Annotated in this window: 14 protein-coding genes; 3 read left to right on the forward strand and 11 right to left on the reverse strand. The window is 63.3% G+C overall.

What is annotated here, in order from left to right:
* Positions 1-31 precede the first annotated feature (31 nt).
* Together ACYG9Z_RS19535 and ACYG9Z_RS19540 are read right to left on the reverse strand one after the other, a co-directional pair.
* Positions 32-1480, reverse strand: coding sequence for an NAD-dependent succinate-semialdehyde dehydrogenase (locus tag ACYG9Z_RS19535; RefSeq protein WP_245259893.1), 1449 nt, complete (start codon positions 1478-1480; stop codon positions 32-34).
* A 58-nt stretch (positions 1481-1538) separates the two neighbouring features.
* A complete protein-coding gene (locus tag ACYG9Z_RS19540) occupies positions 1539-2768 on the reverse strand; it encodes an iron-containing alcohol dehydrogenase (protein WP_023751774.1) in 1230 nt (409 codons plus the stop codon).
* A gap of 172 nt (positions 2769-2940) precedes the next feature.
* On the opposite strand from ACYG9Z_RS19540, the gene ACYG9Z_RS19545 reads away from it, so the two are divergent.
* Complete coding sequence (locus tag ACYG9Z_RS19545; RefSeq protein WP_023704694.1) at positions 2941-3639, forward strand: GntR family transcriptional regulator; 699 nt, start codon at positions 2941-2943, stop codon at positions 3637-3639.
* A 158-nt stretch (positions 3640-3797) separates the two neighbouring features.
* Complete coding sequence (locus ACYG9Z_RS19550) at positions 3798-4391, forward strand: DJ-1/PfpI family protein (RefSeq protein WP_023667783.1); 594 nt, start codon at positions 3798-3800, stop codon at positions 4389-4391.
* A gap of 270 nt (positions 4392-4661) precedes the next feature.
* On the opposite strand, the gene ACYG9Z_RS19555 is transcribed toward ACYG9Z_RS19550, so the two are convergent.
* The 4 genes from ACYG9Z_RS19555 to ACYG9Z_RS19570 form a co-directional block, all read right to left on the reverse strand.
* Positions 4662-5294 (reverse strand): class I SAM-dependent methyltransferase, encoded by a 633-nt coding sequence (locus ACYG9Z_RS19555; RefSeq protein ID WP_023751775.1) that lies wholly within the window; start codon positions 5292-5294, stop codon positions 4662-4664.
* A 129-nt stretch (positions 5295-5423) separates the two neighbouring features.
* Positions 5424-6023: an NADPH-dependent F420 reductase gene (locus tag ACYG9Z_RS19560; protein WP_023751776.1), complete on the reverse strand. Its 600-nt coding sequence runs from the start codon at positions 6021-6023 to the stop codon at positions 5424-5426.
* Positions 6024-6055: 32 nt separating this feature from the next.
* Positions 6056-6808, reverse strand: a complete 753-nt coding sequence (locus ACYG9Z_RS19565) for an SDR family NAD(P)-dependent oxidoreductase (RefSeq protein ID WP_023751777.1) — start codon at positions 6806-6808, stop codon at positions 6056-6058.
* Positions 6809-6858: 50 nt separating this feature from the next.
* The gene (locus tag ACYG9Z_RS19570; protein ID WP_023751778.1) at positions 6859-7593 is read right to left on the reverse strand and encodes an SDR family NAD(P)-dependent oxidoreductase; all 735 of its coding nucleotides are present in this window, start codon (positions 7591-7593) and stop codon (positions 6859-6861) included.
* A 228-nt stretch (positions 7594-7821) separates the two neighbouring features.
* On the opposite strand from ACYG9Z_RS19570, the gene ACYG9Z_RS19575 reads away from it, so the two are divergent.
* Positions 7822-8718 carry a LysR family transcriptional regulator gene (locus ACYG9Z_RS19575; protein ID WP_023667788.1) on the forward strand — a complete coding sequence of 299 codons (897 nt, stop codon included), beginning with the start codon at positions 7822-7824 and terminating at the stop codon, positions 8716-8718.
* A gap of 160 nt (positions 8719-8878) precedes the next feature.
* Here the strand turns inward: ACYG9Z_RS19575 and ACYG9Z_RS19580 are convergent, their stop codons facing one another.
* The 5 genes from ACYG9Z_RS19580 to ACYG9Z_RS19600 are packed head-to-tail and all read right to left on the reverse strand — an operon-like array spanning position 8879 to position 15493.
* Positions 8879-10441 carry an indolepyruvate oxidoreductase subunit beta family protein gene (locus tag ACYG9Z_RS19580; RefSeq protein ID WP_023704701.1) on the reverse strand — a complete coding sequence of 521 codons (1563 nt, stop codon included), beginning with the start codon at positions 10439-10441 and terminating at the stop codon, positions 8879-8881.
* Positions 10434-12587, reverse strand: a complete 2154-nt coding sequence (locus ACYG9Z_RS19585; RefSeq protein ID WP_023751779.1) for a thiamine pyrophosphate-dependent enzyme — start codon at positions 12585-12587, stop codon at positions 10434-10436. The genes ACYG9Z_RS19580 and ACYG9Z_RS19585 overlap by 8 nt, the downstream gene beginning before the upstream one ends.
* A 44-nt stretch (positions 12588-12631) precedes the next feature.
* Entirely contained in the window at positions 12632-13114 is a 483-nt protein-coding gene (locus ACYG9Z_RS19590) for a MarR family winged helix-turn-helix transcriptional regulator (protein ID WP_023667791.1), read from the reverse strand.
* On the reverse strand, positions 13114-14685 hold the full coding sequence (locus ACYG9Z_RS19595) for a phytoene desaturase family protein (protein WP_023699870.1): 1572 nt from the start codon (positions 14683-14685) through the stop codon (positions 13114-13116). Before ACYG9Z_RS19595 ends, ACYG9Z_RS19590 begins: the two co-directional genes overlap by 1 nt.
* A gap of 16 nt (positions 14686-14701) precedes the next feature.
* On the reverse strand, positions 14702-15493 hold the full coding sequence (locus ACYG9Z_RS19600) for a cyclase family protein (protein ID WP_023708108.1): 792 nt from the start codon (positions 15491-15493) through the stop codon (positions 14702-14704).
* Positions 15494-15535 lie beyond the last annotated feature (42 nt).

Consider the following 15535-nt stretch of genomic DNA (forward strand, 5'->3'; position numbering starts at 1 on the left):
ATGCGAAACGGATCTTTGGCGTGATGTCCGCTCACAGGGTCACGGCGATGTACTTGGCCTCCATGAACTCGGCAACGCCGTGCTTCTGACCGCCTTCGCGGCCTAGCCCGCTCTGCTTGACACCTCCGAAAGGCGCCGCCGGATCCGACATCAGGCCGCGGTTGAGCGCGATCATGCCGGACTCGATCTTCGATGCCACGCGCATCCCCCGGCCCAGGTCGCGCGTATAGATGTAGGCAGCGAGACCGTATTCGGTGTCATTGGCTTTGGAGATGACATCCGCCTCGCTTTCGAAGCGACTGATCGGCGCCACGGGACCGAAGATCTCCTCGTGAGCCATGGCAACGTCGGCCGGCACGTCCTTGAGCACCGTTGGCGGATAGAAAAAGCCTCTGCCTTCAGATACGCCGCCACCACACAGGATTTTGGCGCCGCGGGCAACGGCGTCCTGCACAAGCCGGTCGATCTTGTGCACAGCCTTCCTGGTGATCATCGGCCCGCATTCTGTGTCTGAGTCTGTGCCCGGGCCCACGTTGAGTGCCGCCATGCGTTTGCTCAAGCCTTCCGCGAAAGCATCATGGATGCCGGCCTGGACGTAAAGCCGGTTGGCGGCCGTGCAGGCTTCGCCGGCGTTGCGCATCTTGGCAACCATCGCACCGTCGAGGGCGGCTTCCAGGTCGGCGTCGTCGAAGACGATGAAGGGTGCGTTGCCGCCAAGCTCCATGGAGCAGGAAATGACGTGTTTCGCGGCTTCGGCCAGCAGCACGCGGCCGACGCCGGTCGAGCCGGTGAAGGACAGCTTTCGCACGCGCGGATCGGCCAGCATGGCCGCCGTCACCGGTCCGGGGGTCGAGGTCGTCAGGACGTTGACGACGCCGGGCGGCACGCCGGCTTCCTCGTAGAGCGCCGCAAGCGCATAGGCCGTCAGCGGTGTCTCGCTGGCGGGCTTCAGGATCACCGTACAGCCGGCCGCCAGCGCCGGCGCGATTTTGCGCGTCGCCATGGCGGCCGGAAAATTCCATGGCGTGATGAGCACGCAAATGCCGATGGGCTGGTAGTCGACAATGATCCGGTTCGCGCCCGAGGGCGCAAGGCCGAACTCGCCGTTGATGCGGACCGCTTCCTCGGCGTTCCAGCGAAAGAATTCCGCCGCATAGGCGACTTCGCCGCGCGCATCGCGCAGCGCCTTGCCGTTCTCCAGCGAGATCAGCGCGGCCAACGTCTCCGCCCGTTCGGTCATCAGTTCGAAGCAGCGCCGCAGGATTTCCGATCGCCTGCGTGGCGGGGTCTCGCGCCAGCCGGCCGCCGCCTTTGCGGCCGCGTCGACGGCGGAGGTGGCGTCGGCGAGCGTGGCGTCGGGAACCGCAGCGATCACGGCTTCGGTCGAGGGATCGACCACTTCGATCACGCGACCCTCCGATGAAGGCCGCCAGCGTCCGCCAATGTAGAGACCGTGCGAGACCGTGGCGTAGTCGAACATATCTTGATCCTCGTCGGATATGCCTGCGGCAATGTTCATTGGATGAACTCCTGGTCGGTCACATCATGGTGGCGGACATGTCGCCGTCATAAGCAGCCCTGACCAGCCGTCGCATCGCGGCAAGGTCGAACGGGCGGGGATTGTTCTTGATCAACCGGTCGATGCCCAGCGCCTGCTCAGCCGTCCAGTCGATCTTGTCTTCGGGAAGACCCAGTTCGGCCAATGTCGGTGTGATGCCGATGGCGCCAAACAGCCGGCTCACCTCACGGATGGTGGCGTGCGCCAAGGCATCGGCGTCGCCGCCGCCCTGATGGGAAAGGCCAAGAGCAGCGCCGACTTCGGCAATCTCCGCGGCTGCGGCGGCCAGGTTGTAGGTCATCACATAGGGCAGCATCGTGGCCACTCCCAGGCCATGCGGGGTGTGGGTAAGCGCACCGACGGGATACTGCACCGCATGGGCGGCGGCCGTTCCCGCCGTGCCGAAAGCGCAACCGGCGGCCAGCGCTCCCATCATCACGTCGGCGCGCGCATCCTCGTCCGATCCGTCGCGATATGCCTTTTCCAGACTGCGGCCGAGCAGCCTGATGGCCAAAAGCGCGAAATGATCGGTCAGAGCGCTCTTGCCGATGAACACGTGCTGTTGCGGCAAATGAGGGTCCGCGCCGCGTTTGGCCGCTGTGAAGGCCTCGATTGCGTGCGTCAGCGCGTCGGCGCCGGCGACCGCCGTCAAGGATGGTGGACAGGTCACCGTCAGATCCGGATCGCAAAGCGCCACTGCTGCGATGAGATGCGGACTGGCGATACCCACTTTCAGCGTCCGATCCGGGTCGGAGATCACGGCGACGGGGGTCACCTCGGAGCCTGTTCCAGCCGTCGTCGGCACTGCGATTACCGGAAGGGTAGGGCCGGGTACCTTGAACTCGCCATAGTAGTCCTCGAGCTTGCCGCCATGGCTGAGCAGAAGTGCAGCGCATTTGGCCATGTCCAGGCAGCTGCCGCCCCCGATGCCGATCACCATGTCCGGCTTGAAATCTTTCGCTTGCGCAATGCAGGCGGCGACGCTGTCGCGCGGCACATCCGGCAGCGTTCGGTCGAAGACCAACGTCTCGATCGCCGCGTTGTGCAAGCCAGCGAGAATCTCGGCGAACTGCGACGTCGCCGCGAAGCGCTCATCGGTACAGACGAACGCGCGGCGCCCATATTTGGCGGCGATGGCAGGCAGGACATGGCGCTGGCCTTTGCCGAACAGAATCTCGCTCGGCAGGCGCGCCGCTGCAAACAAGCTCATGCACAAGATCCTGCGAAGACGGGTTGGAAGCCGACAGGCTTGGCTTCGTGCCAGAGGCCGACCTCGGCGCTGCAGGTCATGATCATGCGATATCCTCATAAAATCGTATAGGATATAGGATTGAGTTTCGCGGAGCATCATGTTAGTGGGTGGTTCTGTCAAGAGGCAAACGATGCAGAACACGGACCTGACGGTTGACAATGAAGCCCGTGCGACCGGTCGTATTCAGCGCGCCAACAGTCTGGCTGGCGACGTTTACGAAGCAATCTTCGCGCAGCTCATGTCTTTGAGGATTGCTCCGGGATCGCGCATCACCGTCGACAATCTCGTCAAGGAATTCAACGTCTCGCATACCCCCATTCGTGAAGCGCTTGGCAGGCTGGAGGGGGAAGGGCTGGTTCTGAAAACCCACCTGATCGGCTATCGCGCCGCCCCGCAAATCACCCGCCGGCGCTTCGACGAGCTTTACGAGCTGCGTCTATTGCTTGAACCTGCCGCCGCGGCCAAAGCCACCGCAACAATGGACGGCGAGCGCCTTGCCGCGCTGCAGGAGACGGCCGGCGTCATGGCTCGGCGGGTGGGGAAAGACGAACGCCTGCGCTATTCGAACTTCGCCCGTCAGGATGCGATCTTCCACGACAAGATCGTCGAGTTCGCCCAGAACGAACTCATTCGCGAGACGCTGAATCACCAGCATACCCACTTCCATATCTTCCGCCTGATGTATCACTCCAGGGTGACCGAAGAGGCGCTCGACGAGCACGAGGCTATTCTCGCTGCCTTTGCCGCGGGCGATCCGGACGCCGCCGAAAAAGCCATGCGTGCGCACATCGAAAATTCGCGGGACAGGCTCCTGCCTGCGTTCGAGTAGCCTGGCGATGTTGCTTGCCCGAGGCACCCTCAAGCGCGGCGCGCCGCTGTTCGCCCAGCCTGCCGCCTACGAATTCTACTCCCCGTTCTGAGCCGATTTCGATACCGGGAAGGAGGCGCAGTGCACCTCGCCCCTGAAACAAGCCGAGAGGAAAAGACATGCCAGCCAAAAAAATCCTGATGCTGACCGGTGATTTCACCGAGGAGTATGAAATCTTCGTCTATCAGCAGGCGATGGAAGCGGTGGGACACACCGTTCATGTCGTGTGCCCCGACAAAAGCGCCGGAGACATGATCAAGACATCGCTGCACGATTTCGAGGGCGATCAGACCTACACCGAAAAGCCCGGCCACAACGCGCTGATCAACAAGACCTTTGCCGACGCCGAGAAGCAGCTGAGCCAGTACGACGCTGTCTATTGCGCCGGCGGTCGTGGCCCCGAATACATCCGCACCGACAAGCGGATACAGGCAATGGTGCGCCATTTCCACGAGGCGAAAAAGCCGATCTTCACGATCTGCCATGGCGTCCAGATTCTGATCGCGGTCGACGGCGTCGTGCGCGGCAAGAAGGTGGCGGCGCTCGCCGCTTGCGAGCCGGAGGTGACGCTTGCCGGCGGCACTTATATCGATTTGTCTCCCACCGACGCCTATGTCGATGGGACCATGGTTTCAGCCAAAGGCTGGACCGCGCTTGCGGCGTTCATCCGTGAATGCCTGAAGGTGCTGGGAACGGAAATCCACCATTCTTGAACCGTTTGTCCCGGCGCATCCCTGAGGGGATGCGCCGGCTCCCTCAACGGCGCGGCGACTTCCGTCATTTCATCAAGTTCAGATCAGGAACCTGCGGCAGGTGTGCTCCAGAACCTTGTGCCATCATCACCTCGGACGCCTTCAAGGCGCTGCCGCATCGCGTGCGTGCACCAGCGCGCCATCCTCGTTGAGCTTTCCCAGCTTGACGGGTGCGAACCCGAGTTGATGGACTCAATGGGAGGTCGACATGAAGTCGGCGCCCGGGAGCTGTCAGGGCTTCACGAACCGAAACGCGAAGCGATCGGTCTCGCCCTTGATCGCGGGATCGAACACCTTGATCGAGTGCGGGTCATCCTTGTTCGCGAGCACGGTGCTTTCCGCGTCCAGTACGAAGCCGGCCGCCTCCACCTCCTCGCGGACGAATGCAGGGTCGATCCGATGCAGCGACCGGGTGTCGCTCGTGCCCGACCCAGTGGCGGCGGCGTGGTCGACGATAACGTAGGACCCACCGGGTTTCAGCCGCTTGTAGACAGCTCGATTGAAGTCGGCCGCCGTCGCACCCTTCTTCTGGACCAGGGCGGTGTGAAGATCGTGGTAAAACAGGTGCAGCCATAGGACATCGGCTGGCGGCGTGACCTTCGGCATCGCGACGAGATCCGCCGAGGCGGCTTCGACGTTCTCTCGGCTCGGCTCCTTCGCGAGCGTCCGCATGAGGCCGACCGGATCGTTCTTGAAGTGGGCGACTTCGGCCGGCACGAAGCTGTAGACCCGCCCCTCTGATCCGACGATGTCGGAGAAGAGGCGCGTCCAGTCTCCGTCGCCAGGGTAAACGTCGATCACGGTGGAGCCCGCCTCGATTCGTGCGAACCGGATTAAATCGGACACCTTGGATTGGTCGTACATCGAAATTTCCTAGTGGATATTCTTCTGGGTGCTCATACTGATTTCTCCATTTGCTCGGATCGGATCGGGCTTGATCCGATCCGAGTTCCGATCGCGTGCGTCGTCTCTTTGCCGGGGACGTCGCGCTCGTCAGTCGAATTTGACCAAGTCCTTGAAGATCAGATGACCCCAGCTGTTTCCGCGCGCCAGGACCAGCAGGCCACCTTCCGACACCCCGCCAAGCTTAATCGGCGCGAAACCGAGATTTTCCGCAAGCTCCCCAGTCTGTGTTGCGGCAGCATCATCGTCGCTTGCCAAGAACACGACCCTCCGGCCACCATGTACGGCCGGATCCTGATCAAGCACCGGGGCGATCAGATGGTTGAAGCCCTTGACCAGTTTTGCGCCAGAGAAGGCCTGCGCGATTAACTTGGAAGAAGGTTGTCCTCCCAGTTCCTCAGGGGGCACGCCATAGGCATTGGTCACATCGATGATCGTCTTCCCCTGCCAGGTGGGGAGCGCCTTCGCAACATTCGGGTGCGCCTCGAAGCGGACAGCCAAAAAGATGATGTCCGCCTTGATGGCTTCCGCCAGTTTTTTGGGGATGATGGTGGGTCCGATCGCGGCCGCATCGGCGGCAAAGCTTTCCGGGTCGCGTGTGGTTGCAACGGAAACTTCGATGCCGTTTCGGGCAAACGCCTTGGCAAGGGCCCGTCCGATATTGCCGAATCCTACGATTGCATAGTTCATAGTATTTCTCCGATCTGGTGCTAATGCCGGGGTCAGACTTGCGCCATGCCCCCATCGACGGCGAGATCCACGCCGGTGACGAAAGAACTTTCATCGGAGGCGAGGAACGTGACGGCAGCAGCGATTTCCTCTGGTTTGCCCCTGCAACCCATTGGGATCTGTGACGCAAACTGGGCGGCCGCTTGCTCGGCTTGCTCAGGAGTAAGGCCAGTCGTTGTCTCCAAGGCCGGCGTCTCGATTGGTCCCGGACTCATTGCATTGACGCGGATTTTGCGGTCTTTGAATTCCAGTGTCCAAGCGCGCGCGAAGTTGCGTACAGCCGCCTTGCTCGCGGCGTAGGTACTAAACCCTGGAAGCCCCAACACGTTCGACACTGAAGAATTCAGGATGATCGAACCGCCGTCTTTGAACAGGGGAAGGGCTTTCTGCACGGTAAAGAACAGACCCTTCACGTTCACATCGAAGGTCTGATCAAAATGTGCCTCGGTAGCGACGGCGAGCGGTGCGATCGTCCCCGCGCCGGCGTTGGCGAAGAGAATGTCGATATGACCATGTTTCTCCTTCACGACGGCATAGAGGCGATCCAGATCTTCCAGGAGCGACACGTCACCCACGACCGTCGTAACGCTTTTCATGATGAAGGCTGCGGCCTCGTTCAGCTCTTTCTCTCTTCGCCCGGTAATCACGACGCGCGCTCCTTCTTCTACGAAGCGCTTGGCTGTGGCCAATCCGATCCCGCTGCTTCCGCCCGTGATGACTGCGATCTTGCCTTCGAGTTTTTTCATAATTCTTTGTCTTTCGTTGCGCACGGGCCAGGTACGGACCGCGCTGGGGGTCAGAGTTGAGCCAGGCCGCCGTCGACGGCGACTTCGCTGGCGGTCATGAAGCTGCTGTCCGGCGACGCGAGAAAGGCGGCCACGGCCCCGATCTCCGCCGGATTGGCCATGCGCTGGAGCGGAGTCATCGCGCCGTAGGCCTTCTGGCCTTCCTCGCCCAACGCCTCCTTCGCGAGTTCGGTCGCCGTCGCCCCGGGCGACAACACGTTTACCCGGATGCCGGTGCCCTTCAGGTCCTCCGCCCAGGTCCGCGCCAGGTTGCGCACTGCCGCCTTGCTCGCGCTATAGGCAGTGAACCCCGGAGCGCCCGTGGTGCCGGCGCTCGAGCCGGTCAGGATGATCGAACCGCCCTGGCTCATCAGCGGCAGCGCCTTCTGGACCGTGAAGATCGTACCCTTCACATTGGTGTCGAAGGTTTCGTCAATGTGCCTGGCGGTGATCTGCCCGAGCGGAAGCAGACTTCCCGCCCCGGCATTGGCGAAGACGATATCGAGGCTTCCGCGCTCGGCCTTCACCGCAGCGTAGAGTCGGTCGAGGTCGGCCTCATCCGAGACCGAGCCCTTAACCGCGCGGGCACTAGGCCCAAGGTCAGCCACGGCGGCGTTGAGCGCTTCCTGCCGGCGGCCGAAGATGAAGACGAAGGCGCCCTCCTCGATAAAGCGCTTGGCTGCGGCGCGACCGATGCCCGTAGCGCCGCCAGTTATCACAGCGGTCTTTCCATTCAGTCTGTTCATGTCATGCATCCTTCGTTTCGCCGTCTCGTATCTTTGGCTGTACGGGAAAGTCCCGCGAGAGCCTCAAGATGGGTTCGCCGAAGTCGGGCGGTGAGTGCGCAATCGCGCACATCGCTGGTGCGAAAACGATCCAGCTAGATGATTGAACGCCGCGGCGACCGCACGAACTACGGCTGATCGTGTTAGTATGGGCTTTGCAAGCCGCACTTCGCTGCGCAGGAATGCACCATGATCGACTGGGATGACGTTCGCTACTTTCTTGCCGCCGCGCGCGTAGGCTCGGTGCGTGCTGCCGCCGCACACCTCGGTGTGAACCACTCGACCGTGCTGCGGCGCATCGCTCAGCTCGAGGAACGCCTCGGGGCGCAGATGTTCGAAAAGCTGCCTTCCGGCTACCGCTTGACGGCTGCGGGCGAGGAGGTCCTCGATCTCGCGACCCAGATGGAAGCGTCGTCGCACCAACTGGAGACGCGAGTCTTCGGTCGTGACCAGAGCGCGCGCGGGCTTTTGCGGGTGACGCTTCCACCGTTCCTCGCCACACACCTGCTCATGCCGGATCTCGCCGACTTCGCGCGTTTGCATCGCGACATCGAGATGGAAATCTTGTCGTCCGGTGAGCTGGCAAATCTGACCAACCGAGAGGCCGACGTCGCGATCCGCATTGTCGCCGACCGCAAGACCCTGCCGCTCAATCTTCACGGCCTGAAGGGACCGGAGCTGTTCAGCGGCGTCTACATGTCTCGCGATCGACTAGCCGCGTGGCGTGCGGGCACGCCTGATCCCATCCGGTGGATAGGCATAGACAATCATGGAATTCCGGACTGGGCGCGCGAGGGAGAAGTTCACGTCACGGGAGTACCGTTCAGGACACCTGACGCCGAGACGCAGATCATCGCGGCGCACCAAGGGATTGGGATAACGAAACTGCCGTGCTTCGTCGGAGATGCCGACCCCCTGCTGGTGAGGGTGCCGGGGATCGACGTGCCCATGCATGGGACACTGTGGCTTCTCACGCAAGGCGAGACACGCAAGACGAAGCGGGTGCGGCTCTTCACCGAGTTCGTATCCCGCAGGCTCGCCGCGTACGCTCCGCTTCTCTCGGGGCTGTCCATATCGCGCGACTGACGCCCGCAGGTCGGCCGGCAACGCTTCCCGCAATCCGGGTGGAAGCCGAGCTGCGATCGCTTGAAGCGGCGTGTTCAATCCGCGAATCCAGTGGGAGTAGGGAAACGGCGGCAGTAGCGTAGAGGTACCAGCCTAAGCTCGACCTCCTCCGACACCATGATCACAACGATGCCACCGTCTTCAGCGCGCCATCGAGCATGTCGCCTTTCTCGTCTTTCAGCGCAGCTTCGCGCAACCGCCTGATCCAGTCGGCAGCGTCATCGCGGCCCTTGACCAGATCGAGCGCCGACAGCACGCGATCGAATTTGGACTGGGCGCGGAGGTGGGTGTCGCTGTAGCCCTTGATCAGCCGGCGGCAGTTCAGGATTTCGACGGCGAGCGCGTAGTCCTGAGGCGCGTGGCTGAGCGCCAGCGCATACCAGCGCTCCAGATGCGCCGTCTCGACCTTGTGGCGCAACAGGCGCCGCCGCCAGCGGCGCAGGCCTCCGATGAACCAGAGGACCGCAAAGCCGGCAAAGCTGTCGGTGCGAATGCGCCGGCCATGGTTGATGCGACGATCAAGGAAAGCAGCGAGTTTCGGCCGGTTCTCAATGTAGCTGCCCAACCCCGCCGGCAAAGTGCCGCAGAACTCCTCGATGCGCGGATGGAAATACTCGGTTACCTGCAGGATCGAGCCGTTCTTGACGCCGACCTCGCGGCGCACGCGCTGGTCGCGGGTCGAGCGAGTCTTGAGATCGGCGACGCGGATCATGTCGTCATAGCACAGCGCGTTGGCCAGATGCTTGGCGGCGGCGATGGACAATGCATGGGCGTGGCCGGGATCATCAAGCGCAACGGCCTTGTCCAACCGGTCGAGATACTCGCCGCCATAGGAGATGTCCTGATAGTCGACGACCTTTCTCAGCGCCCGGAGCGCCATGTCGCGCACCGCCGCGGGCATCAGGTCGATGCGGGCAGCCAGTGCCTGCCAACCCTGCAGCAGGTTCTGCGGACCGCTCACGCGCCCTGCACCCGGAGCGGGGTCGACCGTGGCCGGTTCTGCCGGCTCTGGCGCGGGGACGGTCGTACCGCGCGCGCGGTCGTAGGCAACGGCGAAGGCAGCGAGGCTGGCTTTCGCGCCCCGGCCGCCGGCGCCGATCGCTTGCTCATAGCTTTCACGCCTGAACGGCAATGCGTCGGAGCCTGCCAGCGCGCCAAGGAGGCTGGCGGAAATCATCGAGCCATTATCGGCGGCGATCTTTTCCATGTCGAAGGCGATGAAGCGTTTCGATGCAGCTTCCGCCGTCGCGTGTACCTTCGAAGACGAGGCCCGGCCGTCACCCGGCTCGATCTTTTCCGACACCGCGGCAATGCGATGCGAAGAAGCAATGAGCGTGGTGCGATCGGGCGTGACGAAGCCCCTGATGATGGCGCGGCCGGCTTCCATCAGCTCGGCGGCGATCAGTATGTCGACGTCGCCCTGCGAAGGCGACAGGGCAAAGACCGGCAGCCGGCCGGTGTCGCGGGCCATCTCGACGTAATAGATCGTAGCGCCGGTGCGCTGGGCGACGCCGGCGACGGAGGTCGATTGCGCGACGTAACCATTGCGCTCGGCGACATCGGTGATCCAGTCGGCGAGCACACCGCCGCCCTGGCCACCGACCGCGAGCAAAGCGAGTTTGATCACCGGCTCGGTATCGGCGGCACCGGATTTCGGACGCAAGGGCGAAGCCTGGTCAAGCATCGGCGAACGTCAACCTGCGGCTCTCGCGGCGGCGCTGCATCAGGCCGATCACGGCGCGGCGAGCGCTTTCCAGGAAACGGTCCCAGCGGCCCGGATTGTGCACGACATCGGCGCGGTAGAAGGATGGGCACAGCACGGCGGCGTCCGCCACCTCGCCGCAATTGCCGCAGCCGACGCAGCTCTGGTCGATCGATGCCACCGGATCGTCACGCAACGGATCGTCGAGCGATTTCACCGACAGCGACGGGCAGCCGGACAGCCGCATGCAGGCGTGGTCGCCGGTGCAGATGTCCTCGTCGACCCCGAATTTCGGCTTGACGACACGGGTCCCTCCCTTGATCGCCTTGTCGACCAGCGGCTTTTCGCGACGCTGGCGGTTGAGCATGCATTCGGAAGAGGCGACGATGACCTTTGGTCCCTTTTCCTCCGTCGTCAGCGCCTCGCGCAGCGTGTCCTGCATCTTGCCGACATCGTAGGTGCGGTCGATGTGGCGCAGCCATTTGACGCCCATGCCCTTCACCGCTTCGGTGATCGGATGCTTGGTCGACTTGGTCTTGTTGCCCGCACGCGACGACAGGATGTCCTGCCCACCGGTGGCGGCGGAGTAAAAATTGTCGACGATGACGATGACGCCGTCGTTCTTGTTGAAGACCGCGTTGCCGATCGAGGAGGTCAGGCCATTGTGCCAGAAGCCGCCATCGCCGACGAAAGAGATCGACCGCCGTTTGGCGTCGGGCGAATTGAACGCCGATGCCGATGCCGGCCCCAGCCCGTAGCCCATGGTGGTGGCGCCGAGCTCGAAAGGCGGCATGATCGAGAACAAATGGCAGCCGATGTCGGATGCGATGTGGTGGTTCCCGAGTTCCTGCTCGACCAGCTTTGTCGCGGCAAAAATCGGCCGCTCCGGGCAACCGATGCAGAAGCCTGGCGGACGTCCCGGCACGACGTTGATCAGGTCCGCGGCGTCAACGCCGTCGCCGACCTTGTTGGGCGCGCGCACCTCACCCGGCAAGAGATGCGGGGCCTCGGCGCGCAGGAAGGCGCCGATGCCGTCCAGCATGACCTGGCCGGTATATTCGCCGGCCATCGGCAGATACTCCTTGCCGACCAGCCTGGTGCCGCGCCCGGCCTTGTGCAGCATGGCGGCAAAGGCCTGCTCGATGTAGTTGGGCTGGCCCTCCTCGACCACGAGCACCGTCTGCTTGCCTTCGCAGAAGGTGAGGAACTCGTCATCGATCAGGGGATAGACGGCGTTGAGAACGTAGAGCGGCACATCCGTCTCGCCATAGGTGTCGGCAAGGCCGAGCCGCTGCAAGGCGCGGATGACCGAATTGTACATGCCGCCCTGCATGACGATGCCGACCGAGCCATGGTCCGAACCGAAGAATTCGTTGATCTTGTTCTTGGCGATGAACTCCACCGCCGCCGGCCAGCGCTTCTGCACCTTCTCCTTCTCGTGCAGGAAGGAGGCGGGCGGCAACACGATGCGGCCGGTGTCGCGGCGCGGCGCGTCGAGCGCATCGGCCACCGTCATCGGCGGGCGCTTGTTGTCCTTGGCGATGAAATGGCCATGCACATGGCAGCAGCGGATGCGCACCTGCAGCATCACCGGCGTGTTGGATGCCTCGGACAGCTCGAAACCATCCTCCACCGCCTTGACGATCGACGGCAAATTGGGGCGCGGGTCGAGTAGCCAGACCTGGCTCTTCATGGCGAAGGCATGGCTGCGCTCCTGCATGATCGAGGAGCCTTCGCCATAGTCTTCGCCGACGATGATCAGCGCGCCGCCGGTGACGCCGCCGGAGGCGAGGTTGGCCAGTGCGTCGGACGCGACATTGGTGCCGACGGTCGACTTGAAGGTCGCCGCACCGCGAATGGGGTAATGCACCGAGGCCGCCAGCATGGCGGTGGCGGTGGCTTCCGAGGCGCTCGCCTCGAAATGCACCCCGAGTTCGCCCAGAATCTCCTGTGCGTCGGCCAGCACGTCCATCAGATGGCTGATCGGCGCGCCCTGGTATCCGCCGACATAGCCGACGCCGCATTGCAGCAGCGCCTTGGTGATGGCGAGAATGCCTTCGCCCGCAAATTCCTCGCCGGCGCCGAGCCTGAGTTTTTCGACTTCCTTGGCAAAAGAGCGTTCGGCCATTTTTCCAACCTTCCGTTGCCGGCGGTGCGGCCGGCGCCTAACGTCTAGATGTCGTGCTTGCGAATGTTCTTCAGCATCTTCTGCAATGTGGCGATCAGCGCCGCGTATTCGGCGTCGTCGACATCGTCGAACATCGCCTCGAACGCGTCATGCATTGCCGGCCAGGCGCGCGCGAACTCGGCGCGGCCGTCATCGGTCAGGAAGACATGGCGGATGCGGCTGTCTGTGACGCCTTGCTCGCGCCGCACGAAGCCTTGCCCTTCCAGCGTGTCGAGCGTGCGGCTCAAGGTCGACTGCTCGATGACGGTGTAGACCGAGAGGTCGTTGACGGTGACACCGTCGGTGACCGACAGCACGGCGAGCGTGCGGACCTGCGGAATGGTCAGGCCCTGCTTGCGGAAATCGTCGCGCAAGGTGGCGTTGTAGCGCCCCATGATGCGGTTCATCAGATAGGGCGCGAATTGCTGCAGGCCGATCTGGCCAAGCGTCGAAATGCGCTGGCGTTTTTCTGCGACCTTCTGCTCCATCACAGCCTGCCCGCCAGAAGAAAGCCGGAGCCGCCGCCGAGCCCTGCACCCGGATGGGTGGAGGCGCCGATGTGATAGAGGTTTTTGATGCCGGTCTGATGGTTGCGGCTGGTCTTGAACGGCCGCCACAGGAACGACTGGTCGATGGTGGACGACCCGCCATACGGGTCGCCGCCGACCAGATTGATGTTCATCGCTTCGAGATCGGCCGGTGAATAGGCGCGGCGCGCAATCACGCTGCCCTTGAAGCCATCGATGTGGCTGGCGAGAATGGTTTCGACGCGGTCGGCGTAGGCTTCACGCAGCGCCTCGGTCCATTGTCCGTCAGCCGGTGCATGCAGCGTGCCTGCGGCGTCGCCCTTGATGTGCCTGGGCGCCTCGGGCAGTTGCAGCCACAGGATCGCCTTGCCCTCCGGGCAGCGCGACGGATCGAGCGCATGCGGCTGGCCGACGCAGATGGTCGGCACTTCGGGCAGCATGCCGCGCGCCGCCTCGTTGCAGGCTTTCGAGACGCCATCGAGCCCCGGCGTCAGGTGCAACAATGCCACCTGGTCCAGGCCAGCACCGCGCCATGCCGGCGGCTTGTTCAGCGCATAGTGAATCTGGAAATTGCCTTTGCCGTAGCGATATTTCTGTGTCGCTTCGACATCGGCCTTGGGAGCCTCGCTGCCGAGCAACCGGTGGTAAAGCTGCGTCGGCGTGACCGAACAGATGACGCTCTTGTTTGCTGTAATCGTTTCGCCCGAGGCGAGCCGTACGCCGGTCGCGCGGCCACCGCTCTGGACGATCGAGGCGACATCGGCGACGGTACGGATGTCGCCACCACGTTCCCTTATCAGAGCTTCGAAGGCGGTGAGCAGGGTCTTCGCTCCACCCTTGACGATCGGCGCCCCGGCCGCTTCCAGCGCGAAGGCAATGACCTTGGCGATCTGCCCTGAGAAGGCGTCTTCCGGTCCGAGCCCGGCGTGCAGCACCCAGGGCGCCCACAGCGCGCGGATTGTCTCGGACCGATAGGTGCTTTCCAGCCAGCTGCGCGCCGGCACCAGTGCTTCGCCGAGAAAGGCGGCAAGGCCGCGTGGGCTGCGCCGCCAGGCATCGCCGGCCAGCAGTTTCGCCGTCGGATAGGACCACAGGCTGCCGCCGAGCAGGCCGAACAACAGGCCGGCATTGCGCTCGATGCCGCTGACATCGTCCGCATGCCGGTCGCCATCGTCGGCGGCAATCGCATTGATTGCCGCGACATTGGCGGCGCGGTTGGTGGTGAGCACTGCATGACTGCCGTCCGGCCGCAGCACGCCAGTTGGCGTGCCGGTGTGGCAGAATTCCAGCCCGTGCCTGGCGAGATCGCCGCCCAACGCCGCAAAAGCCGGCGAGGTGATGAACAGCACGAAGGTGGTTGCCATCACGTCATGGATAAAGCCGGGAGCGGTGATCTCCTCGGTACGCACGCAGCCGCCGATGCGGTCATTGCGCTCGAGGACGAGCACACGCGCCCCTTTGCCGCCGAGCATCGCCGCGCAGACCAGCGCGTTGATGCCGCTGCCAACGATGATGTGATCCGGCTGGCTCACCTTGGCGTGCTTTCACCTAGCCGTTGGATACAAGCGCCAGCGCGCGGATAGGGCTGCCGGTGCCATGCTCGATCTTGAGCGGTGCGGCGATCAGGATGGCGCCCTTTGGAGGCAACTGGTCGAGGTTGCAGAGGCTGGCGAGGCCATAGCGGTTCGCCTTGTGCATCAGCGTGTGGGCTGGAAATGGCGGCTCCATCCCGCCTGCCTTGCCGGCATCGGTGCCGATCGTCTCTGAGCCCCAGCCCTTGATATCCTTGCTGATCAGGAACTGGATGGCTTCGGCTGTCGGACCTGGCGTATGTGGGCCGGTTTCGTTGGCGTTGAGGAATTCGGCTTCCGAGCCATTGCGCTTATACCAGTCGGTGCGCATCACCACCCACTCCCCGGCGTTGATGGCGCCATGCTTGGCTTCCCACGCCTTGATGTGGTCGACGGTGAGCAGGAAGTCGTGGTCAGCGGCGGCTTCCTTCGAGCAGTCGATGACATTGACCGGACCAATGAAATTCTGCGCCGGAATGGTGTCGGTGGCGCCGTCCGGATAGTCCTTGCCGCTGATCCAATGCTGCGGCGCATCGAAATGCGTGCCCGAATGCTCCCCAAGCTTCAGCCAGTTCCATGCCCACCACGGGCCGTTCTTGTCATAACGGGAGATGTTATGGATCTCGACCTTTGGCGTGTCGACGGCAAGCTCCGGCGGCAGCTTGATAAGAGGCGTGTCGGGTCCGAGTTGCGCAGAGAGGTCGACCACCCTGATGGCGCCTGAAAGCAGCTGGCCGGCGACTTCGCCGAGGAGTTTTTGCGTGTCCATGGTCTGAAGTTCCCTCTTTCTGGTGAAGATCAAGGCTCGTCT

The sequence above is a fragment of the Mesorhizobium sp. RSR380A genome, from assembly GCF_054719385.1.